Below are 22,312 nucleotides of genomic sequence, written 5' to 3' on the forward strand. Positions count from 1 at the left end.
ACGACCATTCGAGATGTCCTTGCACACTCACGTAGGCCGTACCCTGCGTTTATGGAGAAGGCGGACGCAAATCGTCATGGATCTGCGGGCGGCGTCGTGCGCACCGACAAGGTGCCGCTACCCGTCTTTCGCAGTGGGCGGGCGCTCAGTCCGGCCGAACTGGATGAAGAGTTGGTCCGAGAAATTGAGCGGCGCGCGAAGCGGCGGTGATCTGGTCCTAAACCTGAACTGCCGCGCGGGCCTCGATTACTGCCTTTCCGATGCCGCCGGTGTAAATCGGGCCGTGGCCCGGGAGGACGGTTGCCGCGTCCAAAGGTTCCAGGGCGTCTAAGGCCGCCTTCGCTGATTCCACATTGTGGTGGAAGAACAGTGGGAGTAGTTGGGGGCCTTCGATTTTCGATACCGGATGAGCCGTGACCAGGGCGTCGCCTGTCGCTACCGCACCCACTTCGGGGAGGTGGAAGACGGTGTGGCCGGACGTGTGGCCTGCCGTCGAGATCGGGACCGGGTGGCCGGGGAGGTCTAGCGGGCCCTCGTTCGGGAACGGCTGGATGTGGGGGACCGCGTTCTTGCGCAGGCCGCCCGCGCGGGTGATGCGGAGCGCCCAGCCGAGTGCGGCGCGGTCTTTGAGGGCGCGTTGGATCACGTCCAGCGGGGTCGCCGACTCGTGGACCTCGCCTTTCGCGTGCGGCACTTCGGCCGCGCTCGTGTAGGCGGGGATGCCGTAGGCGTGCAGGTGGTTGATCGCGCCGACATGGTCGAGATGGGCGTGGGTCAGCAGGATCGCGTTGATGTCTTGCGGGCGGTGCCCGAGCTTGTCGAGCACCGCCTCAATGCGTGCCGCGTCGCCGTACCAGCCAGCGTCAATGAGCGTGAGGTCACGACCGTCCCTGAGCAGCACCATGTTCACATCGGTGCCGTTGATCAAGAAAACATCGTCGGCGACTTGCTGGTAAGACACGCGGGTTCCCCTCTGCGACAGTGAGATTCGACCCTACCGCGCGGGGCAGGGTCGACGCGTCACCAAATTGTCACTCGCTTTTCCGGTTCAAGGAACAGCGCGTCGTCGGGGGTCACGTCGAAGGCTTCGTAGAAGCTGTCGATGTTGCGCACCACCGCGTTGCAGCGGAATTCCGGCGGCGAATGCGGGTCGGTGGCAAGGCGGCGAATGGCCTCTTCCTGACGCGCCTTCGTACGCCACACCTGCGCCCAACCGAAGAACACGCGCTGGAGACCGGTGAGGCCATCGATGACGGGCGCTTCCTTGCCATTGAGCGAAAGTTGGTACGCGACAAGGGCAATCGATAACCCGCCGAGGTCGCCGATGTTCTCACCAATCGTGAACTCGCCGTTGACCTTGTGCTCGTCGGCGAGTTCGGCGGGGGAGAGCACGCTGTACTGGTCGATGAGCGCCTTGGTTCGCTTGCCGAACTCTTCGCGGTCGGCGTCGGTCCACCAGTCGACCATGTTGCCGTCGCCGTCGTACTTCGCGCCCTGATCGTCGAAGCCGTGGCCGATCTCGTGACCGATCACCGCGCCGATTCCGCCGTAGTTGGCGGCGTCGTCGGCGTGCATGTCGAAGAACGGCGGTTGCAGGATCGCGGCCGGGAAGACGATCTCGTTCATGCCCGGGTTGTAGTAGGCGTTCACCGTTTGCGGGGTCATGAACCACTCATCGCGGTCGACCGGACCGCCGAGTTTCGCCAGGTCGCGGTCATGATCGGCGGCGTAGCCACGGCGGTAGTTGCCGACCAGGTCTTGCGGGTCGACGACGACGGCGGAGTAGTCGCGCCACTTGTCGGGGTAGCCGATTTTCGGGGTGAACTTGTCGAGTTTTTTGAGCGCGGCGGTGCGGGTTTCCGGGCTCATCCACGGCAGGTCGGTGATGTTGGTGCGGTACGCCTCTTGCAGGTTTTTGACCAAATCGACCATGCGGGCTTTGGCTTCGGGCGGGAAGTGTTGCGCCACATACAGTTTGCCGACGGCTTCGCCAAGCAGGTCTTGGACGAACGAGACGCCGCGCTTCCAGCGTTCCCGATTCTCTTGTGCGCCAGTGAGTTTGCGGCCGTAGAAGTCGAAGTTGGTTTCGACGATCTCGTCGGTGAGGTACGGGGCGCGGGCGTGCAGGATTTGCGAGGTTGCCCAGTCTTTCCAGTCCTGTTGCGGGAGCTGGGTCCACGCTTCGGTGAAGGTAGTGAGGTAGCTGGGCTGGCGGACTACCAGCTCTTCGAAGTTCGCGGTTCCGTTAGTGAATGCGGAAACCCAAGCGTCCCAATCGAATCCGGGGTGCTCGTTCTTGAGCGCTTCGAGGGTGGTGAGGTTGTAGCTCTTCTCCGCATCGCGGCGGCGGACTACGTCCCAGTGACCTGCGGCAAGCTTGGTCTCGAGGTCAAGAACGCGCTGCGCCGCGGCGGCGGGGTCGGCCGGGACCAGGCCTTCGAGCGCGGGATCTTGCGCGGCGAGAGTGAAGAGTTGCGTGAGGTGCTCAAGGTAAGCCGCGCGGATTTCGGCGAACTCGTCTTGGCGGTAGTAGGACTCATCGGGCAACCCGAGACCCGACTGCGTCGCGTGCACGAGGTAGCGGCTTGAGTTTTTGTCGTCGGTGTCGACGTAGTAACCGAGCGCGCCACGCACCCCGGTGCGCTGCAAACTGCCGAGCAGCGCGGCGAACTCGCTGGCGGTTTGCACCTCAGCGAGCTGGCGCAGTTCGCTGGCGACGGGTTTCAGCCCGGCGTTGGCGATGGTTTCGGTGTCCATGAAGCTGGTGTAGAGGTCGGCGATTTTGCGGGCATCCGCGTCGTCAGCGGCGGCCTCGGCGGCGTTTTGAATGATGGCCTGCACATCGACTTCGGCCTGGTCATAGAGCGTGCGGAACGCACCATCGACGGCGCGATCAGCCGGAATCTCATAGTCGGCCAACCACCGCCCATTGACGTGCGCGAACAGATCGTCAGCGACCCGCACGTCGGCGTCGCGGAAGGACAGATCGATACCGGAGGGACTGCTCAGATCGGAAGTCACCGCTCCATCGTATGGGTGGGGTGTGACAGGTGCATTGGAGTTGGTCAGGCTTGGTGGCCCTCCGCGTCCCGGCGGCGCGCCAACGCTACCGAGAGCCTGGGTACGAAACAGACGCGTTAAACGCTTCCGAGGGCCCGTTTGCCATGCCGGTGGTCCGACCTCCCGCGAACGTGGTTGCCACGATTCCGTCTTCCACCTGGGCTCGATTTGTCGGCGAACGTCAATTCGTGGGGCCGTGCAACGGATTAGCGAAAGAGGTTCGTCGTGGTTTTACCACCTCGCTACAGAGCCAGACTGTCAAGAAGTTCTTGACACCGGGCAGGCGTGTAAAGGTAAACTTGACAGCGTTCACATCGCTCAATCAGCGCGCAAGCACCGCGTGGCTGACGCTGACATCGTGCATGCATGGGAAAATGCGCTGCGGCTAGCGGAATTCGAGTACGACGGCGAGGAACGGGTGCTCGTCATTGGCCCGGACTCAGCGGGCCGAATGCTTGAACTCGTTGCGGTGCCAGTGCACGGGCCGAATCGGATCATCCATGCCGACAGACTGCGACCCAAGTTCCACGACTACCTGAGGTGATCAATATGACGACCATGAAGAAGTCGCAGGCAGGCAGCCGACGGATCGTTCGGATGTCGACAGGCGCGATGTCCCATGTCCAAACCATCAAACCCCGTACGCCCATAGCCGTGCCCGCGGCCAACCCGGGGCAAGACGAAACGGGGCTCGACCAGCTCGATCCGCAGTCGACACCCGGGCGCGACGCCAAGCACTTTCGCGGCATCATCACCGCGCGCAAACAGGTCGCGGCGGCGGAAGAAGCGCTCCACGCCGCAGTCCGAGCCGCGCGCGAGGCGGGGGATTCGTGGACCGTGATCGGCATGGCACTCGGCACCACCCGCCAGGCCGCGTTTCAGCCGTTCGGGAAATAGCTCAACCAACTACCGCGAACTCGTTTTCGCGCACACCTGCCACGAAAGCCGTCCATTCCTCGGCCGTGAATTCCAATGTGGTTCCGGCGTGGCGCAATGTGGCGCTGCCGTCGGGGGTCACGTGGGCTGAGACTGTCGGGTGGGGGCTTCCCAAAAGTAGGCAGTGCAGGAAGGTCGTCCATAAGGTCGTCGGGACCGCGATTGTTGGGTGCGGAGTTTCTGGGGTCGCCTGGAATTTGCTGTCTCGGACGTAAACCTGCTCATCGGTTATTCGGACCTCTACGCATTGGTTGCCGTTGTTCGAGAAAGACGATGTGAACCAACCCGAATCGGGGCCTTGGCGGCGAGCGGTGGTGGCCATGACCCAAAGCCTACCCCTTCGCATACCTACTGATCAGTGCCAGCGAATCGGGTCGCGACAGTGACTGGTCGAGTGCGCGCAAGTACGCGAAACCCAGGTCGCGCACCTGCTCCGCGTCGTCGACCGCGCCGCCGAAAACGGCGCTTTCCGCCCACGCGAAGGTCGGTAGCTGGTCGCTTGCGAAGTCGAGTAAATGGAAACTCGAACCGCCGAGAACCGCGCCCGATGGCGCGTCGAATGGGATTACTCGAATATTCACCGTGTCGAGCTCACGTAATAGCGAAACCAAATGAAGTAACTGTTCGCGCAAAACGGTTGCGCCGCCGGTTTGTTGACGCAAAGTCGCCTCACCGACAACGGCGGTGACTTCGAGCGGGTCAGCGTCGCGTAACCGCTCCTGCCGACGCAGGCGAATAGCGACAAGCTGGTCGACCTGCACCGGACTAATCATCACATCGGCGCTGATCAACGCCCGCGCGTACGACTCGGTCTGCAACAGCCCAGGCACGATCAAACTGTCGTAGGAACGCACACTCGCCGCGCCCGCTTCCATCCCATAGAGCCGCTGCAATTCCGAACCGATCGCCGCGCTTGTCCACCACGCGCGCTGCTTGCTGGCCTCAAGCAGCGAAAGCAGCTCGACACGTTCGTCTTCGGCGATGTCGAGCACGTCCAAAACCGGGCCGATCGTTGAGCCGGTGAGCACCCGACGCCCCTTTTCCACGTGCGACCAGTTAGCGGGAGTGAACCCGACGCGACGCGCGAAACCGGCCGAATCGAAGCCGCGCTGCTCGCGCAACTCGCGGAGCCGCAGCACCAGTTCCCAGCGCGCCGTGGTTGGCGAAACGGGCGACATACCGCCGAATTCTAGCGTGACAGACACACCAGCTACTGACTATTGTCAGCGCGCTTGTTCGGCACTAGGCTAGTGCAACGGCAATTTTTCGGCCTGAACCAGCCGTTATCAAAAAGTTTCCCGCGTCACCCGTTCGTGCTGCTACCGCTCGCACCACCAGAGCGAACTTCTAGCTACATCGAGTCCACCGTCGACGGAGACGAGGTCGTGATGAGCATGCTGCCGCGTACTGAGGAAAAATGCGGGTATTCGCTGGCTGAGGATTACTCGGCCACCCAAGATGCGTTGGCGCGCTGCCGCCACTACCGCAAAAGCAATGGGCTCTACGGCGTTGTCGACTCCAACCTTGGGCGCATCATGCTTGAGATTGGCGCGGTCGGCGCGGTCGTTATGCCAGCCACGCTGGGCGAACGCGTGCGCGGGCTGCTTACCAGCCGTGGGCAGCGCTGCGGGCCGGTGATCGCGCATCCGCGCTCAGGTCGCTGGACGTTCCTCACCGGACCAACCGACAATTCCTACCTCGACACCGTGCTTTTCGCGGAATTCTTCCGGGTGTGCGCGTCAGTCGCGTTGCCGGGCAGCGAGATTGTGTTGCCGTCGCCCGCTGATGAGCGCACGCGGTACCGGGTGTGGGTCAACGAACCGGTTGGCGATTACCGCCCGGATTTCGCGCAGGTTGTTGCCGCTACGCGCACGAGCGCGCGCACGTCGAGCCAGTTGCTACGCGAGGGTTCGGCCTAGCCGCAACGGCTAACCCCACTGCTCACCCAGCCGCGCGTGCATCTCCCACACGATCACCTCGGCAGGTCCCAAGGCGCGCACCCGCTGCCCACCGGAATCGGTCGCGCGCACCGCGTCGCCCTGGCGCAGCGTGCCAACGCCCTCAACCTCAACTGACCCACGCGCGACGAATACATGCAGGTAAGGCGCGTCGGGAAGCGAAACAACCCCGGCGTCGTCCAATCGCGCAACGTGCATCGCCGAATGCGACGAATTAATCGCGATAGCCGTGCGGTCGCGATAACGCGGCAGCCCTGAGGCCACCGTCACCAGACCACCGCGCGCGAGTTCGTCGTCGATTTCGAGCTGCTGGTATCCCGGCGTGAGGTCGGCGGTGTCGGGGACCACCCACATCTGCACGAAATGCACGGGCTCGTCGTACTCAGCAGATCCACCATCAATGCGCCACGAATCATTTTTCTCAGAATGAAGAATTCCGCTGCCAGCACTCATTCGCTGCGCCAAGCCGGGATAAATGATCCCGTTGTTGCCAAGCGAATCCTGGTGCACCAGTGAGCCTTTCAGCACCCAGGTGACGATCTCCATGTCCTGATGCGGGTGCGTATCAAAGCCCTGACCAGGCGCGACAACATCTTCGTTGTGCACGAGCAATAACCCGTGGTGGGTATTGGTTGGGTCGTAATGCTCGCCGAAAGAAAACGAATGCGCGGAATCGAGCCACTCAATTGTGGTCTGGTCCCGTTCGGCCGCTCGGTGCACTGCAACACTCACCGCACCCATTCTGGCACTACTATCCTCGCGTGGTGTCGACTCATCGCCCTGACGGCGCGAAACCGGTCCCCGAGCGGCCGAGTGCGATCCGGCGGGCGCTCGCTTCGACGCGTGAGATCGTGCGCGAGAACCCGCGCATGCCTCGCCTGGCCCTGCTGCGCCTGACCGCCCAGTTTGGCGACGGCATGTTTCAGGCCGCGCTGTCGGGCGCGATCCTGTTCAACCCAGAACGCGAAACCGATCCGCTCGCGATCGCGGCCGGGTTCGCGGTGTTGCTGCTGCCGTATTCGGTGATCGGCCCGTACGCGGGCGCGTTGCTTGACCGGTGGGACCGCCGGACCGTGCTGCTCGTCGCGAGCGCCGCACGCGCGGTGTTGATCGGGCTCGTCGCGGTCGGATTGTTGGCGGGAGCGGGGGAGACGCCGCTGCTGTTGCTCGCGCTCGCGGTGGTTGGGGTGAGCCGGTTCGTGCTCGCTGGGGTGTCGGCCGCGTTGCCGCGCGTGCTCGCCAGGCGCTATCTCGTGACGATGAATTCCGTGCTCGCCACCGTCGCGTCGGTGTGCGCGGGTGTTGGCGCTGCTGCCGCTGTCGCGGTGATCGCGGTAATCGGCGCGGGCGACACCGCGTCGGCCGTCGCTGTCGCGCTGAGCGGCATCGGTTCGCTGGTCGGCATCGTGCTCGCGTATGGCTTCAAACCGCATGTACTCGGACCTGAGAAGGGCGGGTCGGCGCGGAAAGAAAGCACGCTGAAAGCCATCGCGACCGGCTTGCGCACGGGCGCTCGCGCGGTGTGGCACTCGGTGCCAGTGACGACCGCGATGATCGGCATCGGCGCGCATCGTGTTGTGTTCGGCATGAACACGCTGATCATGGTGCTCGTGCTGCGTCAGCCAGCCAACGGCGACCAGATGAGCGGCGGGCTCGTCGGATTCGGTGTCGCGATCGGCTTCGCCGCGGCAGGCATGCTGTGCGCGGCGGTGCTCGCGCCGTTGTTGATCCCGCGCCTCGGCAAGCCGCGCACCGTTGTCGCCGGCCTGGTCACCGCACTGATCGTGCAGGTCACGCTGGTCACCCCGACCGCGTTCGCGTCGACCGGTGCCGCCGCCGAACGCGCGCATCTGCTGCTGCTCGCCGCCGCGTTCGGGCTCGGACTCGCGGGTCAAACGATCAAACTCACCGGCGACGCGTGCATGCAAATGGACATCCCCGACGACGAACGCGGCCAGGTTTTCGCGTTGCAAGACACAGTTTTCAACATCGCCTTCGTGGCCGCCATCGCCGCGACCGCAGCCGTGATTCCGATGGATGGCCGGTCGATCGGGGTGGTTGCCGCCGGTGCGGGTTGTTACGTATTAGGGCTGGTAGCGGTGAGTTTGAATGCGCGGCGGGCGGGTGCGCGCGGGAACCGCTAGCGGCCGGAAGTTGCTGATAGTTTCCCCATGTGCGCACAGCAGCGGCGTCTCTGTGGTCATCGATCGTGCTCGGCGTTTTGCTCGCGGTGCCTTCGCCCGCTGGCGCCGAGCAATTCCCGTGGGTAAAACCACCGGTAAATAAGTGCGGGGAAATAGGTTTCGACCCGCTTAATCGCGCGCCCGATCCCAACGCACCGCCACCTAAGCCGGAAGAGCGGGAAACGCCGAGCGGCCCACCGACTTTCGACGTGCCAATCAAGCTGCCGCAGCTCACGCCGGTGCCCATCCCCGACCCGCCACACGACAACACGCGCGTCGCGCAGACAAACCTCCCTGCCGATCCGTGCAAGAACCCGTGCCCGACGCCACCCAAACCCAAACCCACGCCCGCACCGCAAGAAGCCGAACTGAAAAGCGAAAGCTCAACCCTTCCCACCTGGATTCCGCGGGTTCGATTCCGTCCCGAATTCGAATCGATTCCCGTCCCTGTTCCTGGCCCGAGTTATGAACCACCGCAGCCACTTCCGCCCCAACGCAACGTGCCGATCGAGCCGGCAACGCTGGCCGAGGCGACCGAACCCGCCGACGTGAGCGCGGTCGAACTGGTAAGCCAACTCACCGGACACGGCTCGGCCAACCGCACCGACGCGCGGTGGGCGGTGAATGGCACCGACCTCGGGCTGATGTGGGAGACGAAACCGGGCCAGATCGCGATGGTTTTCGGCGACACGTTCGGCGAAGGGTGGGAGTACGGGGGAGCGGGCGGCGGCGACTGGCGGTCGAACATCCTGGCTTACAGTTCCGACCGCAAACTCAACGACGGCGTCACGATCGACTCGATGGTGCAAGACAAACCGTGTCACGCCGCGGAACTGTTGGGCAGTCGCAAGATCGACAATTTCGAACTGACGACCATCCCGACGTCGGGTTTCGCGCTCGGCAAGCGCCAGTTCATGAGCTACATGTCGGTGAATCACTGGTCGGAAACACCTGGCATGTGGCGCACCAACTTTGGTGGGCTCGCCTACTCCGACGACAACGGGTCGACGTGGACGAAAGACCAGCACGCGAAGTGGGAGAACTTCTTCGGCCTCGGTCGCTTCCAGGTCGCCGCGATGGTCCCGCATGGCGACCACGTCTATCTGTTCGGCACGCCTAACGGGCGCATGGGCGAAATCGGCCTCGCGCGCGTGACGAAAGCCGACGTGCTCAACAAGTCGGCGTACCAATACTGGGTCGACGAAAACTGGGTACCAGCCGCCGAGTACATCGCGCCGCCTATCGTCGACGGGCCAGCTGGGGAGTTGTCGGTGCGCTACGACGCGACAAGCAAGCTCTGGCAAATGACCTACCTCGCGGGCGGCGACATCGTGCTTCGCACCGCGAAAACTCCGCAGGGGAGCTGGTCAGACCCGGTTTCGCTGGTCTCGACCGCCGATTACCCGGCCACCTACGGCGGCTTCATCCACCCCTGGTCAACCCCGAGCGACCTGTATTTCACGATGTCGGCGTGGCCGAGTTACAACGTGTATCTCATGCACGCGCGCATCAACTGACCGCACGCAAGAACCGCAGCCGCTGACCGGGTCGCGCTTGGGCGATCCGGTCGACGTCGGCGTCGAGCACAACGGCGACAACCGGATAGCCGCCAGTAATCGGATGGTCGGCGAGGAAAACAATCGGCTGACCGCTCGGCGGCACCTGCACCGACCCCAACGCGACGCCTTCGGTTGGCAATTCGGCGGCAGACGCGCGCGAAAGCGGCGGCCCGTCGACGCGGTCGAGTCGCGCGCCGACGCGGTCGGTGTCGACCGAAACGACCCAGTGACCGCGAAAGAGCGCGTCGGCGTCGGTGAACCAGTCGTCGCGCGGGCCGAGCAGCGCGGTGACGGTCAGCAGGTCGGGGTAGTCGGTGGTCGGTGCCAGTTCGACGGTCGGCAACGTGCGCGGTGCTGGCCCGATGGGTAGTCGCGAACCGGGCCGCAGCGGTTCCGGGCCAATGCCCGAAAGGGTGTCGCGACTGCGCGAGCCGAGGATTTTCGGCACGTCAATGCCACCGCGAACCGCGACGTAGCTGCGCAAACCCGAGCGCGCGTAGTCGAGCCGAAGCGTGACGCCGGGGTCGATTTCCAACACACTCGCGTGCCCGACTGGCATGTTGTCGAGGTAGGCGGCAGCGGGCGCGCCGGTAACCGCGACGGTGACGTGCGTGTCGGCATGCAGCACAAGCCCGCCGAGCAGCACCTCAATCGCGGCGAAGTCTTCTGGATTGCCGACGAGCCGGTTGGCAAGCCGGAGTGACGCACGGTCGGCCGCGCCCGAATGGCCGACGCCAGAGTCGAACCACCCGTCGCGACCTAGGTCTTGAACAGTGGCGAGCGGCCCCACCCGCTCGATGAAGATCGTCATTTCTTCCCATCCCCGATTTCGATGTCGAGGCGGCGCATCGTTGAGCAGCCCGGAAGTTTGCCTGTGTTATTCCCCGTTGACGTCGACGAATCGGACTCCGGTGCCCGGTCGAACTAATGCTGGTGGGTCACGATCAACTTCCCACATTCGGACGTCAGTGTGGCCGATGAGTTGCCAACCGCCGGGTGTCGCGCGCGGGTAGACCGCTGAAAAACCAGCGGCGAGCGCGACCGCGCCAGGCGGAATCACTGTGCGCGCCTGCGATCGACGCGGCACGGTCAAGCGACCATCGGGCGAGGCGAGGTAGGCGAAACCGGGCGCGAAGCCGATAAACGCGCAGGTCCAGACCGTTGAGGTGTGTTCGGCGACCACCTGCGCTGGCGTAATGCCGAGATGGTCGGCGACCGCGCCGAGGTCTTCGCCGTCGTAGGTGACTGGGATGTCGATCTGCGCTGTTCCACGGGAAACATCGACATCAAATTGCGCGTCGGCGTCGAGTCGGGCAAGCAGCGCGACCAGTTCGCGCCGAACCTGCGGCGCGTAACGCACGGAATGCAGGGTGACAAGCACGGTTTCGGCCGCAGGTAAAACGTCTTGAACCCCGGCGATCGCGTTGTTACGCAACGCCAACGCGAGCCGGTGGACCGGCGCGGAATCGCCAAGGGTGATGAGCATCGCGCGGTCGCCCGCTGGTCGGATACGTGTACTCGGATCGACAGTCGTCATGTCCCCACCTCCCGTTTCCGGCATCAGCCGAAGGGTTGCACCGGGATACCCGCGTCGTCGAGCGACACGCGGATACGACGCGCCATCTCAACAGCAGCAGGCGAGTCGCCATGAACGCAAAGACTAGCTACCGACACAGCGACCGTCCCGGGACCGTCTACGGTACGCGCGGTCCCCGACAGCGCAAGAGAGTTCGCTTGCGCGACAGCGGCATCGGGTGCCAATACGGCACCGTCAACGCCGCGTGGGGCGAGGGAACCGTCGGCGGTGTAAGCCCGATCCGCGAACCCTTCGGCGTAAAACGGCACGTTGTGGGCGGTCGCCGCTCGGTCAAGCGCGGTGTTGGCTGGGCCAAGTAGAGCCAGTTCGAAGTCGGCTACCGCGCTCAGCAGCGCTTCGGCGAGGGCATCGTCACGAGAGGCGGCGTGATAGAGCGCGCCGTGCGGCTTCACATAGCGCACGCGGTCGCCTGCCGCTTGGGCGAAGGCGGCCAACGCGCCGATTTGGTAAGTGGTCTCGTCACGCAAGTCGGCGGGGGAGATACCGACGTCGCGGCGACCGAAGCCGACGAGGTCGCGGTAACCGACATGCGCGCCGATCCGCACGCCCTTTTCGACGGCAAGTTCGCAGGTCCGACGCATAATCGACGGATCGCCAGCGTGAAAACCACACGCGATATTGGCGCTGGTGACGATGTCGAGCATCGCGGCGTCGTCGCCCATACGCCACGGGCCGAAGCCTTCGCCAAGGTCAGAATTCAGATCTAGCGGCATGTTTCTATTGTCAACCGTCACCAGAATCGTGGCTCACGGGCGCTCCCGCCGCTACGCTCGAAGCACCATGGTGATGAATATCCTCGACCTGGGCAAACGCCTACTCGACCCGTCTTGGATCGACCAGTGGCTCGGGTTCACCACCTCGTGGGCCGATCCGGTCGCCGATCTCGGCTCGGGCACGGTCACCGCGTTGATGCCTGACGTGCTGATGACGCTGCTCAGCGAAGGGATCCTCAGCCGCTTCGGCGGTCAGGAAATCGACGCGACGCTGCTCGGGCACGACCTCACCGCCACCCTCGACGTGTTCAAGGTCCGGCGACGCGGCGCGCACTTCCAGTCCAAAACTGTCCTATCGGACCTGGTTTGGGACAGCCACCCGTTCCCGCAGGTCACCGTGATCGCGCATGGCGTTCGCCTCATCCCCGGCGTGCCGACGAAGGTGCGCTGCCAGCAGCTCGACATCGAAGGCACGATCGGCATCGCCGCGCTCGTCGACTGGGTCAACGAGCACGACCTCGCGTGGAAAGCCGAACTCGATAAGCGCGGGCGCGTTGTCGCGACGCATCGCGAGAAGAAGATGCGCGCGGTGATCGACGCGCAGGTTTACGACAACCTGCTCACCATCGACATCCGCAAAGCCAACTGGCATGGGCTGCGCGTGCCGCGGCGGGTGGTGCGCTCGCCCGCGCTGATGCTCGACGACCTGCCAAGTCGCGCGTCGATTACCTACGCGCACCGACGCGGCGACCACGTGCATTTCCGTATCGAACTCGGCGAGACAACCGGCTCGTTCGACCTTTCGCAAATGCGCAACGCGATCATCGCAGGGACCACGCTGATCGTGTTCTAGTTCTGGGTCTTCCACCACTCGATGAGCGCGGCTTCGGCTTCGTCGCGGGTCAGCGGGCCACGGTCAAGGCGCAGGTCCTTGAGGTATTTCCACGCCGCGCCGACCTGCGGGCCGGGTGGCAGGCCGAGCAGTTCCATGATGGCGTTGCCGTCGAGGTCGGGGCGAACGCGTGCCAAATCCTCCTGCGCGGCGAGCACGGCGATGCGTTCTTCGAGCTCGTCATAGGTGGCACGTAGCGCGGCGGCGCGACGCTTGTTGCGCGTCGTGCAGTCGGCGCGAACCAGTTTGTGCAGGCGATCGAGCAGGTCATCGGCGTCGGTCACGTAGCGACGCACGGCCGAATCGGTCCACTGGCCCTTGCCGTACCCGTGAAAACGCAGGTGCAAAAACACCAGTCGCGCGACTTCCTCAGTGAAGTTCTTCGGATATTTCAGCGCCTTCATCCGCTTGCGGACCATCTTCGCGCCAACAACTTCGTGATGGTGGAAGCTGACGCCGCCGCCCTCTTCATTGCGTTTGGTGTCGGGCTTGCCAATGTCGTGCAGCAGCGCGGCCCAGCGCAAGACCAGGTCGGGGTCGCCTTCTTCCTGGTCAATCGCCTGTTGCAGGACCGTAAGCGAGTGCTGGTAGACGTCCTTGTGCTGATGGTGTTCGTCGATTTCGAGCTGCATCGCGGGGATTTCCGGGATCACGCGCTCGGCGAGGCCGGTTTCGACCATCAGATTGATGCCGTCGATCGGGTGTTCCGAGCCGATCAGTTTGTCGAGTTCGGCGCGCACGCGTTCGGCGGTGATGCGGTCGATTTGGTCGGCCATGTCGACAATGGCGTCGCGCACGCGCGGGGTGACATCGAAGCCGAGCTGGGCGACGAAACGGGCAGCGCGCAGCATGCGCAGCGGGTCGTCGTTGAAGGAGTCGGCGGGCAGCGCGGGGGTGTCGAGGACGCCGGCGAGCAGGTCGTCGATGCCGTTGAGCGGGTCGACAAATTCGAGTTGGCCGTCGGAAAGCACGCGAACGGCCATCGCGTTCACGCGGAAATCGCGACGGATCAGGTCGCCTTCGAGGGTGTCACCGAAGGTCACTTCGGGATTGCGCGAAACCCGGTCATACGAATCGGCGCGGAAGGTGGTGATTTCGAGCTGCTGGCCGTCTTTGGCCGCGCTGACCGTGCCGAACGCCAAACCGCCGGTGTCCCACAGCTGGTCGGCCCAGCCGCGCATCAGCTCGGTGACCACTTCGGGGCGCGCGTCGGTGGTGAAATCGAGGTCGGTGCCGAGGCGGCCAAGGATCGCGTCGCGGACGCTGCCGCCAACGAGATAAAGCGAGTGGCCGCGTTCAGCAAACATCGCGCCAAGCGGGGCGAGAACCTCAGAAAGCTGCCCCAAAGTTATCGCCGCCCCGGCTAGCAAACGGGCGCGACGGTCGGCCACAGCATCAGGGGCGGAATTAGGGGAAACCACGAACGACAACTCTACTGGGCGCGCTCACCTGGGATTCAAGCGTGTGGTCTGCCACAACGCCGGTGACATATAAGCTGACGGGGTGTCTCCTCCGGCCGATCGCGCGAACAGTCGACGCCGCCAGCCGCGGCGGCGCGGTTCAGCGGCGGCCGGTGGCAAACCGCGCATGCGGACCGTGCGTGAGACCTCTGCGGGCGGGTTGGTTGTCGACGGACTCGATGGGCCATCCGAACACCGCGCTGCCGCACTGATCGGTCGTACCGACCGGCGTGGTCGCCTGCTGTGGTCGCTACCCAAAGGCCATATCGAACAGGGCGAAACCTCCGAGCAAACCGCGATTCGTGAAGTAGCCGAAGAGACCGGTATCAATGGCGAAGTGGTCGCTGAGCTGGGCAGCATCGATTACTGGTTCGTGACTGAAGGTCGCCGGGTACACAAAACCGTGCATCATTTTCTGCTGCGGTTTCTCGGTGGCGAACTTTCCGACGCCGACGTAGAGGTCACCCAGGTTGCGTGGGTCCCGTTGAGCGAGTTGGATTCCCGGTTGGCCTACGCCGACGAACGTCGACTGGCTGAAGTGGCGAATCGACTGATCGACCGGATGGAGACCGGCAAGCGATGACGGGTGGACTGCTCCGGCTCCTCACGGCGGTCCTGACCATGCTGGTTTTTGTGTCGCTTCCGGCGACGGTCGCGCACGCGCAGCCAGGTGGGTCGGGGACGCAACCCAAGTTTTTGAAACTCACGCTCGACACGGTCGCGCCGGGAACAGTCACCACATCAAGCGATCCGGTGCTCACGGTTTCGGGCACGGTCACCAACATTGGCGATCGCGTTGTCGACGATGTGAGCGTGCGCATTCAGCGCGGCGCGCCGGTCACGTCGCCGTCGGGGTTGCGCAGCGCGTTGCGGCTCGACCAGATCAATTACGAAATCGCCGGGCCCTTTCAAGATGTCGCGCAGCAGTTGAGTCCTGGTCAGCGCAAACAATTCTCGGTGCGTATCGCGTTGCGTGGGAGTCCGGCCACTTCGCTTGGGCTCACTGATCCTGGCGTTTATCCGTTGTTGCTCAACGTCAATGGCGAGCCGGCCTACGGCACCCAGGCCCGACTCGACGACGCGCGATTCCTGCTTCCCGTGCTCGGGTTGCCGCCCGCGCCGGAGGGGTCGGGCGCGGTGATGGAGGCCGTCGGTGCGCCGCCGGGGGCCACTCCCGTTGCGACGACGATGATGTGGCCGCTTGCCGATCGGCCGCGCATGGTCGCTGGCAAACCCGGTTCGCTCAATGGTCAAGTTGAGTTGATTGACGACGAACTCGCCGCCTCGCTTGGCAAGGGCGGGCGGCTTGAGCAGTTGATCGCCGCGTTGGAGGCGTTCGCGCCTGCGCCTGGTCGGGAGCGTGGGGTGGCGTCTTCGGTGTGCATCGCCGTTGATCCTGATCTGGTTTCGACCGTGCAGACCATGACGCATGGGTATCGGGTGCTCGCGAGTCCGTCGGACCCTGGCGGCGCGACGCGCGAAGGAGCTGGGGCGGCGAACGCCCAGGCGTGGCTCGACCGGTTGCGCGCGTTGACGGCGTCGATGTGCACGGTCGCGCTGCCGTATGGACAAGTGGACTTGACGTCGCTTGCCGCGGTCAACGACGAGGGCCTTTCCGCGCGTGCTTTGCTCGCGCCCGCCGACGTTGTCGACGCGATTCTTGGCATTCGATCGCTGCGCGGGGTGAGCCTGCCCGACTCCGGCAGCATCGACGACAGCGCGGGCAAGCTCATCCGCGCGCACGGGTATTCGACGGCGGTGCTCGCGTCGACGGCCGTGAGTTCCGACGGTCCGCACGCCGAAAGCGAGAGCGCGCTCACGTCCGCGCCGACGACATTCGCGCCCGGGACTGTTGTTGGTGGCGAACTGCCAGCGCCAGACGTTGTTCGCGTTCCGACCGTCGCCGCTGAACCTGTTGTTGAGCAGGTCGATCCGGCGTTGCGGGTCGCGACGTTCGATATTTGGGCGGCTACCGCGCTCGCCGCTGTCGGATCCAATCCGCCTACGCCGTCGTTCACGCCGTCGAAGGTGCGTTTCGACGTCACGAACGACTCGCGTGCCGCTCGCTTGCAAGACGCGCTTGCCGCGTTGACGTGGACCGCGCTGAACCCGCAGCCCGACCACCCGCGATCGCAGTTGCTGATGCCACCGCAGCAGTGGAGTGCGAGTCGCGAAGAGGGTGTCGCGCTGTTGAAGCAGATCGAGTTGTTGACGCGCAACGGGTTGGCCGCGCCGCGCGCGTTCGCTGACCTCGTCGCGCAGCCGCCAGCGCCGCAACCGTTCACGCTGGAGTACTTGCCGCGTGTCGCGCATGACGCGCCGCCGGAGTCGTTCATCGAGCCGATTCGGTACCAGGCAGCGCGGGTTACCGACCTGCAGCGCGCGCTGGTTGAGCTGCCCGAATCCGAACTCACGCCGATGCGGTTTCTGACACCCGTGCGCGAGGATTTGCTGCGCGCGTTGACGCTGTCGGATCGGCGTGGCGACGACAAAACCTTGGCCGACCAGTACGGGCAGCGGCGCATTGATCAGGTGACCAAGGAACTCGACCAAATGTTCGCGTCGGTTTCGGTGTTGCCGCCAGGTGGGGTTTACACCCTCGCGTCCGAACAAAGCCCGTTGTTGCTGGTGGCCCGGAATGAACTGCCCGTCGCGATCCGAGTGCTTTTCAAGATCGAAGCGCCCGCCGAGACGAACATCACCGATATTGGCGAACAGCTGCTTCCGCCGTCGGGAACGCGGTCATTCCAGATCCCGACCGAGGTGAGCGACAGCCGCAGCCTGGTCATTCCCATTTCCCTTACCACCCCGAACGGAATCGCGCTAGGAGAACCCACGCAGGTGTCAGTTCGCTCGAACGCCTACGGTCAGGCGTTGGCGATAATGACCGCGTGTGCCGCGATATTGCTGTTGCTGTTGGCCGGGCGTCGACTGCTTCGGCGCTTCCGCGGCCAACCCGACCCAGCCGATCAGAGGATCGACGGCTGAGCTGGTCGCGGGGGAAGATGGCAATGGCTGACAAGGTAACGACAGTGCGCGTGGATGAAACACTCGCCGCGACCTGCGGGATCCGCAAGGTGGCCCGGGTACAGGAGGCATGATGGGCGACGATGAATCCGCTCACACGCCCGACCACGACGACGACGCAACCGTGCGACGGGCACCGACCGCCCCCTGGGAGCGAACGATGAGCACCGACTCGCGCGTGTCCGACGGACCGGACGACCAGCCGACCGAACGCGGCGAAGTCGACCCGCGATTCGCCAACGACGCGGATTGGTTGAGCCAGGATTTGACGGGTTTGCCGGGGCGCACGCCGCGCGTTGGTGAGCCGGGATTGCCGCCGAACCGTCGCGTTGGGCCGGGTGCTGAGCGCCCGGCAGGCCCGCCGTCGGGCGCGCACCCGGTTCCGCAGTTTCGTTCAGGTGCGAATCCTGGTGGGGGACAGGGCGATTCGCCGATTCCGCCGGGTTCGCGACCGCCTGGCCCGCCTGCTGGTCGGCCGAATTATGGTGCGCCGGAACAGAATCCGCCTGCTTATCGACCCGGTCGCGACCAGCCGGGCGCGACGCCGCCGGTTGGCTACCGCCCGGGTCGTGCTGGAGAAGTCCCGCCGCAACCACCGCAGGGACATCGTCCGCCCCCACGTCGCAATACGCCGCCGTCGGGCGGGGTGCCGAATCAGCCGTATCCGCCGGTTCCGCCGCGCGGACCTCACCCTGGTCAGGGCCCCGCGCCACTACCTCCGCGCGGCAACGTTCCTGGGTCGGGCGCGTTTCGCCAGGTCCCACCGGGTGCCCCGCGTCGACCGGCGGGCCCGCCGTCCGGCGAATTCCGTCAGCCTCCCGGTGCACCGAACGGACCACGCGGCCCGATTCCACCCGGCCAGCCGCCGCGCCCGCCGCGACCCGACAACGACGCGACCGTTCGCGTACCTGTTCGCCCCAATGTTCCTAGCGAATTCGGTTCTCGCCCACCTGGTTTCGATCGTCCCGGCGAACCTCGTCGACCTGCCCCGACCAATTACGGCAATCGCGAAAACGCGCCGATCGACCATCGCGGCGAACGGCCGCGTGCCGGTCAGCCGCGCAGCGGGTCTGGGTCGTATCCCGGGATGCCCGCCGCAGCGCCGCACGATCGCGGGCCCGCGCGCACCAAAACCGCACCTAAACCCGAGCCCGCCAAGGCCGCGCCGCAAGGTGGCAACGCCAAACTGCTCAAAGACTCCGGGTCCATCGCCATCGCGACGCTCGTCAGTCGCGCGACCGGGTTCGCCAAACAGCTGCTGCTGCTGACCATCCTCGGGCCCGCGATCGCGAGTGCGTTCACTTCGGCGAACCTCGTGCCGAACATGATCGCCGAACTCGTGCTTGGCGCGGTGCTCACGGCGATCGTGGTGCCGACGTTGGTGCGTGCCGAGCAGGAAGATCCTGATCACGGCGCGGCGTTCGTGCGAAGACTCGTGACCGCGGCGTTCCTCGTGCTCTTCACCGCGACCGTCCTCACGATGGCCGCGACGCCGATTCTCGCGACGCACATTTTCGTTTCGTCGGACGGCAAGGTCAACACTCAGCTCACGACGGCACTCACGTACCTGCTGGTGCCAGCGATCTTGTTCTATGGCATGTCCGCCCTGTTCACCGCCATTTTGAACACTCGCCACGCGTTCAAACCGGGCGCGTGGGCACCGGTGCTCAACAACGTCGTGATGCTCGCTGTGCTCGCCGCGTACGCGCTCACGCCGGGCGAGATCACGCTCGATCCGGTCCGGATGGGCGAGCCAAAACTGCTGCTCCTTGGCGTCGGCATCACCGCTGGCGTCGCGACGCAGGCGCTGAGTTTGCTGCCCGCGATCCGCCGTCACGGCATCAATCTGAAGCCGCTGTGGGGCGTCGACGCGCGACTCAAGCAGTTCGGCAAAATGGGCGTCGCGATCATCTTGTACGTGCTGATCAGCCAAATTGGCCTGGTCGTCGCCAACAACATCGCATCGTCGGCCGACGAAGCCGGCCCCGCGATCTTCCAAAACGCCTGGTTGCTGCTGCAATTGCCCTATGGCGTTCTCGGCGTGACCCTGCTGACCGCGATCATGCCGCGCCTGAGCCGCAACGCCGCCGACGACGACACCCCTGCCGTCGTTGACGACCTTTCAGTCGCTACTCGACTCACCATGATCGCGCTGATCCCTGTTGTCGCGTTCCTGACCATCGCCGGCACCAGCGTCGGCGAAGCCCTCTACGGCTACGCGCGCTTCGCAGGCGACGCGGAACGCCTCGGCGCTGCCGTGAGCTGGTCGGCCTTCTCGCTGATCCCGTACTCGCTCGTCCTGATCCACCTGCGCGTTTTCTACGCACGCGAACAGGCGTGGACACCAACCTGGATCATCCTCGGCATCACCGCCGTCAAGATCCTGTTCTCGTGCCTCGCACCGGTGATCGCAACCAACTCCGACCACGTCGTCATCATCTTGGGTGTCGCGACCGGCCTCGGCTTCACCGCGGGCGCGATCATCGGCGGCATCCTGCTGCATCGCAGCCTCGGCGACCTCAAGATGGCCAACGTCGGCCGCACGGTCACGCGGGTGCTGCTCGCGAGCATCGCGGGCTGCGCGGTGATGCTGATCGTCGAAACCGTCACCGGACTTGATCAACTGTCCGGCGGGCCCGGGGCATTGTTGCGAGTCTGCATCAGTGCTCTCGTGATGTTCTCGGTCACCTTCGCGCTGATGCGCCTCGCTGGCATCCCCGAAGTCGTCGGGATCACTGTCGCGCTGTCGCGCAAGCTCGGCATCACCCCGCCCGCGCCCGACCTTGGGCTCGGCGCCGGTCTGCCCGACGACGACATTTACGCGACCGCGGTACTCCGTCGACCCGACACTTACGCTTTCCCGTCATTTGGGCCGTCAATGGACACCCAGACCATGATCCTTCCTGTGATCCGACCAGGCGCTGTTGACCCCACCGCCTTGGCACAGTTCCCGTACGCTGTTCGGCAGACCGATACCGGTGATGAGAACGCCGAACCGGGGAACGATCTGCATGAACTGGCCGAAGGAGGACCGAGGGTGAGCGATGACGCGGTGGGCGGCGACCCGGCCGCTGATTCTGCGGCGCGCGCGGCAGGAGGCACATCCACCGATGTCGATCCGGCCGAGCTGGCAGCCGCAGGCTCCGACGACGCGACGGTCCGAGTGACGGGTCCGGTCGATGTCCCGCGCCCAACTCAGCGCGGTCCCAAGCTCATTCCCGGCGCGTCGGTCGCGGGCGGTCGTTACCGCCTGCTCGCCGATCACGGCGGCGCGCGTGGCTTGAAGTTCTGGCAGGCACTCGACATCAAGCTCGACCGCGAGGTCGCGCTCACCTTCGTTGACGCCGAACAGAAGTCGGGCGAAAACGCCGGTCACGGTGGGCCGCAGGCGATTCTGTCGCGCACGCTGCGCCTTGGTCGCATCAATTCACCTGGTCTCGCCCGTGTTCTCGACGTTGTTCGTGGCAGTTCGGGCGGCATTGTTGTCGCCGAATGGACCCCGGGCCGTTCGCTACGTGAGATGGCCGAAACCGTGCCGTCGCCGATCGGTGCCGCGCGTGCCATTCGCGCGCTCGCGTCGGCGGCCGAGCTCGCCCATCGCGGTGGCGGTTCGCTCTCGATCGACCATCCCGACCGCATTCGCATCAGCGCGTCCGGCGACGCCGTGCTCGCCTTCCCCGGCACGCTCGGCGATTCCGACGCGCAATCAGACGTCCGTGGCCTCGGCGCGATGCTGTACGCGCTGATCACCGCGCGTTGGCCCATCCGAATGGGTGGCGTCACCGGTACCGCGGCGACCATCGGTGGGCTACGCCTCGCCGACTTCGGCCCCGACGGCACCCCGGTTGAGCCGCGCCAGATCCGCCCCGAAGTGCCGTTCGAAATCTCGGCCGTCGCGGTGCGTTCGCTTGAGTCGAACAAGGGTGTGCGAACGGCGGCGACCGTGCAGCACGTGCTTGAGCAGGCATCCGTCGTTGATCAGAAGACCGATTTCATTCCGGTCCTTCGCCTCGGTCAGCGCGCGACGGTCAGCAGCGCTGATTCCCTCGCCGATCCCGAACTGCTCGCCGCCGAACGTGAGCGGTCGAAGCGAATGATGTGGATCATGGTCGGCCTCGGCGTGCTCGCCGCGCTGGTCGTCGGCGTGTTGATCTGGTGGATGGTTTCGATTTTCGCGCCCGGCGCGTCCGACAAGCCGCTCGATCAGCAGATCAACATCGGCCTCACCTCAAGCGTTCCGCCGCCGACCCCGGCCGCGCTGCCGCAAGCCGAAACCGGAGCGCCCAGCGCGAGCGTGCCGGTCCCTGTCGCGAGCGCGGGCGTGTTCTCGCCCGAGGGCACGCCCGACGGCGCGGCGGCGGCAGCTGCCGTGCTCGACCAGAACCCGGCCACGCTGTGGCGCACCGATCAGTACTTTCAGCAGTTCCCCGCGTTGAAGAAGGGGGTCGGCCTCATCGCGACGCTGCCGACCCCGGCCAAGCTCACCAACGTGTCGATCACCTCGCCTAGCGCGGGTTCTAACGTCGAAATTCGCACGTCGCCCACCGAGACCCCCACGCTGGACCAAACACAGCTCATCGGGTCAGCCAAGCTGGTCGACGGGGTCACCGACATCGCCGTCCACGCCGACCAGGCAGCGCGCTTCGTGCTCGTCTGGATCAACGAGCTCGCCAATTCCGGTGGTCAATTCCAGACCTCCATCGCCGACGTTCGCATCGACGCCGCACCGTAAAGCCCCCTGAGCACGACCCGCGCCAGCCGGTCGGGAGGGCCTTTTGTCACCAGATCGCGTTTGGGTTGGTCCCAGATTGTTATCGCCGTTATGATCACTTCGCGCTCTCTTGAGGGAGCTACCCAGAGTCTGTAGACGTCGACCCTGGATGCCGCGTTAGTCCTTTTCGTTCGCCACAGCCAGCTCGTGCTTGTG

Annotated in this window: 19 protein-coding genes; 10 read left to right on the forward strand and 9 right to left on the reverse strand. The window is 65.0% G+C overall.

Going from position 1 to position 22,312, the window contains the following annotated elements:
- The first annotated feature begins 51 nt into the window (after positions 1 to 51).
- The gene (locus tag IEX78_RS13865) at positions 52 to 210 is read left to right on the forward strand and encodes a hypothetical protein (protein ID WP_188829291.1); all 159 of its coding nucleotides are present in this window, start codon (positions 52 to 54) and stop codon (positions 208 to 210) included.
- Positions 211 to 217: 7 nt separating this feature from the next.
- Here IEX78_RS13865 and IEX78_RS13870 read toward each other — a convergent pair whose 3' ends face one another.
- The gene (locus tag IEX78_RS13870; protein ID WP_229683947.1) at positions 218 to 961 is read right to left on the reverse strand and encodes an MBL fold metallo-hydrolase; all 744 of its coding nucleotides are present in this window, start codon (positions 959 to 961) and stop codon (positions 218 to 220) included.
- A gap of 59 nt (positions 962 to 1,020) precedes the next feature.
- Positions 1,021 to 3,021, reverse strand: a complete 2,001-nt coding sequence (locus tag IEX78_RS13875) for a M13 family metallopeptidase (RefSeq protein WP_188829292.1) — start codon at positions 3,019 to 3,021, stop codon at positions 1,021 to 1,023.
- A gap of 379 nt (positions 3,022 to 3,400) precedes the next feature.
- Between IEX78_RS13875 and IEX78_RS13880 the strand changes: the two genes are divergently transcribed.
- A complete protein-coding gene (locus IEX78_RS13880; protein ID WP_229683948.1) occupies positions 3,401 to 3,604 on the forward strand; it encodes a hypothetical protein in 204 nt (67 codons plus the stop codon).
- 5 nt (positions 3,605 to 3,609) lie between these two features.
- Positions 3,610 to 3,957 carry a hypothetical protein gene (locus tag IEX78_RS13885; protein WP_229683949.1) on the forward strand — a complete coding sequence of 116 codons (348 nt, stop codon included), beginning with the start codon at positions 3,610 to 3,612 and terminating at the stop codon, positions 3,955 to 3,957.
- Between the two features lies 1 nt (position 3,958).
- On the opposite strand, the gene IEX78_RS13890 is transcribed toward IEX78_RS13885, so the two are convergent.
- Positions 3,959 to 4,318 (reverse strand): DUF397 domain-containing protein, encoded by a 360-nt coding sequence (locus IEX78_RS13890; protein ID WP_188829293.1) that lies wholly within the window; start codon positions 4,316 to 4,318, stop codon positions 3,959 to 3,961.
- 10 nt (positions 4,319 to 4,328) lie between these two features.
- Positions 4,329 to 5,201: a helix-turn-helix domain-containing protein gene (locus tag IEX78_RS13895; RefSeq protein ID WP_308426537.1), complete on the reverse strand. Its 873-nt coding sequence runs from the start codon at positions 5,199 to 5,201 to the stop codon at positions 4,329 to 4,331.
- A 183-nt stretch (positions 5,202 to 5,384) separates the two neighbouring features.
- Here IEX78_RS13895 and IEX78_RS13900 point away from each other — a divergent pair, with 183 nt between their 5' ends.
- The gene (locus tag IEX78_RS13900; RefSeq protein WP_229683950.1) at positions 5,385 to 5,915 is read left to right on the forward strand and encodes a hypothetical protein; all 531 of its coding nucleotides are present in this window, start codon (positions 5,385 to 5,387) and stop codon (positions 5,913 to 5,915) included.
- Positions 5,916 to 5,924: 9 nt separating this feature from the next.
- On the opposite strand, the gene IEX78_RS13905 is transcribed toward IEX78_RS13900, so the two are convergent.
- On the reverse strand, positions 5,925 to 6,695 hold the full coding sequence (locus tag IEX78_RS13905) for a pirin family protein (protein ID WP_188829294.1): 771 nt from the start codon (positions 6,693 to 6,695) through the stop codon (positions 5,925 to 5,927).
- 128 nt (positions 6,696 to 6,823) lie between these two features.
- Between IEX78_RS13905 and IEX78_RS13910 the strand changes: the two genes are divergently transcribed.
- Together IEX78_RS13910 and IEX78_RS13915 are read left to right on the forward strand one after the other, a co-directional pair.
- Positions 6,824 to 8,098: an MFS transporter gene (locus IEX78_RS13910; RefSeq protein WP_188829593.1), complete on the forward strand. Its 1,275-nt coding sequence runs from the start codon at positions 6,824 to 6,826 to the stop codon at positions 8,096 to 8,098.
- 29 nt (positions 8,099 to 8,127) lie between these two features.
- A complete protein-coding gene (locus IEX78_RS13915; RefSeq protein WP_188829295.1) occupies positions 8,128 to 9,654 on the forward strand; it encodes a glycoside hydrolase family 183 protein in 1,527 nt (508 codons plus the stop codon).
- Here the strand turns inward: IEX78_RS13915 and IEX78_RS13920 are convergent.
- The 3 genes from IEX78_RS13920 to IEX78_RS13930 form a co-directional block, all read right to left on the reverse strand.
- Positions 9,647 to 10,507 carry a 5-oxoprolinase subunit C family protein gene (locus IEX78_RS13920; RefSeq protein WP_188829296.1) on the reverse strand — a complete coding sequence of 287 codons (861 nt, stop codon included), beginning with the start codon at positions 10,505 to 10,507 and terminating at the stop codon, positions 9,647 to 9,649. The genes IEX78_RS13915 and IEX78_RS13920 overlap by 8 nt on opposite strands.
- Positions 10,508 to 10,573: 66 nt before the next feature.
- Positions 10,574 to 11,233 carry a 5-oxoprolinase subunit B family protein gene (locus IEX78_RS13925; RefSeq protein WP_188829297.1) on the reverse strand — a complete coding sequence of 220 codons (660 nt, stop codon included), beginning with the start codon at positions 11,231 to 11,233 and terminating at the stop codon, positions 10,574 to 10,576.
- Between the two features lie 23 nt (positions 11,234 to 11,256).
- Positions 11,257 to 12,006, reverse strand: a complete 750-nt coding sequence (locus IEX78_RS13930) for a LamB/YcsF family protein (RefSeq protein ID WP_188829298.1) — start codon at positions 12,004 to 12,006, stop codon at positions 11,257 to 11,259.
- A gap of 67 nt (positions 12,007 to 12,073) precedes the next feature.
- Between IEX78_RS13930 and IEX78_RS13935 the strand changes: the two genes are divergently transcribed.
- Positions 12,074 to 12,859 carry a hypothetical protein gene (locus IEX78_RS13935; protein WP_188829299.1) on the forward strand — a complete coding sequence of 262 codons (786 nt, stop codon included), beginning with the start codon at positions 12,074 to 12,076 and terminating at the stop codon, positions 12,857 to 12,859.
- Here the strand turns inward: IEX78_RS13935 and IEX78_RS13940 are convergent.
- Entirely contained in the window at positions 12,856 to 14,319 is a 1,464-nt protein-coding gene (locus IEX78_RS13940) for a CCA tRNA nucleotidyltransferase (protein WP_229683951.1), read from the reverse strand. The genes IEX78_RS13935 and IEX78_RS13940 overlap by 4 nt on opposite strands.
- Positions 14,320 to 14,485: 166 nt before the next feature.
- On the opposite strand from IEX78_RS13940, the gene IEX78_RS13945 reads away from it, so the two are divergent.
- The 3 genes from IEX78_RS13945 to IEX78_RS13955 all read left to right on the forward strand — a co-directional run bounded on the left by IEX78_RS13945 (position 14,486) and on the right by IEX78_RS13955 (position 22,117).
- Entirely contained in the window at positions 14,486 to 14,941 is a 456-nt protein-coding gene (locus IEX78_RS13945) for an NUDIX hydrolase (protein WP_229684007.1), read from the forward strand.
- Positions 14,938 to 17,346 (forward strand): DUF6049 family protein, encoded by a 2,409-nt coding sequence (locus IEX78_RS13950; protein ID WP_188829301.1) that lies wholly within the window; start codon positions 14,938 to 14,940, stop codon positions 17,344 to 17,346. The genes IEX78_RS13945 and IEX78_RS13950 overlap by 4 nt, the downstream gene beginning before the upstream one ends.
- A gap of 1,126 nt (positions 17,347 to 18,472) precedes the next feature.
- Positions 18,473 to 22,117 carry a murein biosynthesis integral membrane protein MurJ gene (locus IEX78_RS13955; RefSeq protein ID WP_188829595.1) on the forward strand — a complete coding sequence of 1,215 codons (3,645 nt, stop codon included), beginning with the start codon at positions 18,473 to 18,475 and terminating at the stop codon, positions 22,115 to 22,117.
- Positions 22,118 to 22,312 lie beyond the last annotated feature (195 nt).

It is taken from the genome of Nocardia camponoti, from assembly GCF_014646135.1.
GTDB classification, from domain to species: domain Bacteria; phylum Actinomycetota; class Actinomycetes; order Mycobacteriales; family Mycobacteriaceae; genus Nocardia; species Nocardia camponoti.

Excerpts from the sequence above, each read along its gene's own strand:
- IEX78_RS13950 (WP_188829301.1), top strand. The coding sequence starts at position 14,938 with ATGACGGGTGGACTGCTCCGGCTCCTCACGGCGGTCCTGACCATGCTG.
- IEX78_RS13945 (WP_229684007.1), top strand. The coding sequence starts at position 14,486 with ATGCGGACCGTGCGTGAGACCTCTGCGGGCGGGTTGGTTGTCGACGGA.
- IEX78_RS13955 (WP_188829595.1), top strand. The coding sequence starts at position 18,473 with ATGCCCGCCGCAGCGCCGCACGATCGCGGGCCCGCGCGCACCAAAACC.
- IEX78_RS13885 (WP_229683949.1), top strand. The coding sequence starts at position 3,610 with ATGACGACCATGAAGAAGTCGCAGGCAGGCAGCCGACGGATCGTTCGG.
- IEX78_RS13905 (WP_188829294.1), bottom strand. The coding sequence starts at position 6,695 with ATGGGTGCGGTGAGTGTTGCAGTGCACCGAGCGGCCGAACGGGACCAG.
- IEX78_RS13865 (WP_188829291.1), top strand. The coding sequence starts at position 52 with ATGGAGAAGGCGGACGCAAATCGTCATGGATCTGCGGGCGGCGTCGTG.
- IEX78_RS13925 (WP_188829297.1), bottom strand. The coding sequence starts at position 11,233 with ATGACGACTGTCGATCCGAGTACACGTATCCGACCAGCGGGCGACCGC.
- IEX78_RS13900 (WP_229683950.1), top strand. The coding sequence starts at position 5,385 with ATGAGCATGCTGCCGCGTACTGAGGAAAAATGCGGGTATTCGCTGGCT.
- IEX78_RS13910 (WP_188829593.1), top strand. The coding sequence starts at position 6,824 with ATGCCTCGCCTGGCCCTGCTGCGCCTGACCGCCCAGTTTGGCGACGGC.
- IEX78_RS13935 (WP_188829299.1), top strand. The coding sequence starts at position 12,074 with ATGGTGATGAATATCCTCGACCTGGGCAAACGCCTACTCGACCCGTCT.
- IEX78_RS13890 (WP_188829293.1), bottom strand. The coding sequence starts at position 4,318 with ATGGCCACCACCGCTCGCCGCCAAGGCCCCGATTCGGGTTGGTTCACA.
- IEX78_RS13920 (WP_188829296.1), bottom strand. The coding sequence starts at position 10,507 with ATGACGATCTTCATCGAGCGGGTGGGGCCGCTCGCCACTGTTCAAGAC.
- IEX78_RS13930 (WP_188829298.1), bottom strand. The coding sequence starts at position 12,006 with ATGCCGCTAGATCTGAATTCTGACCTTGGCGAAGGCTTCGGCCCGTGG.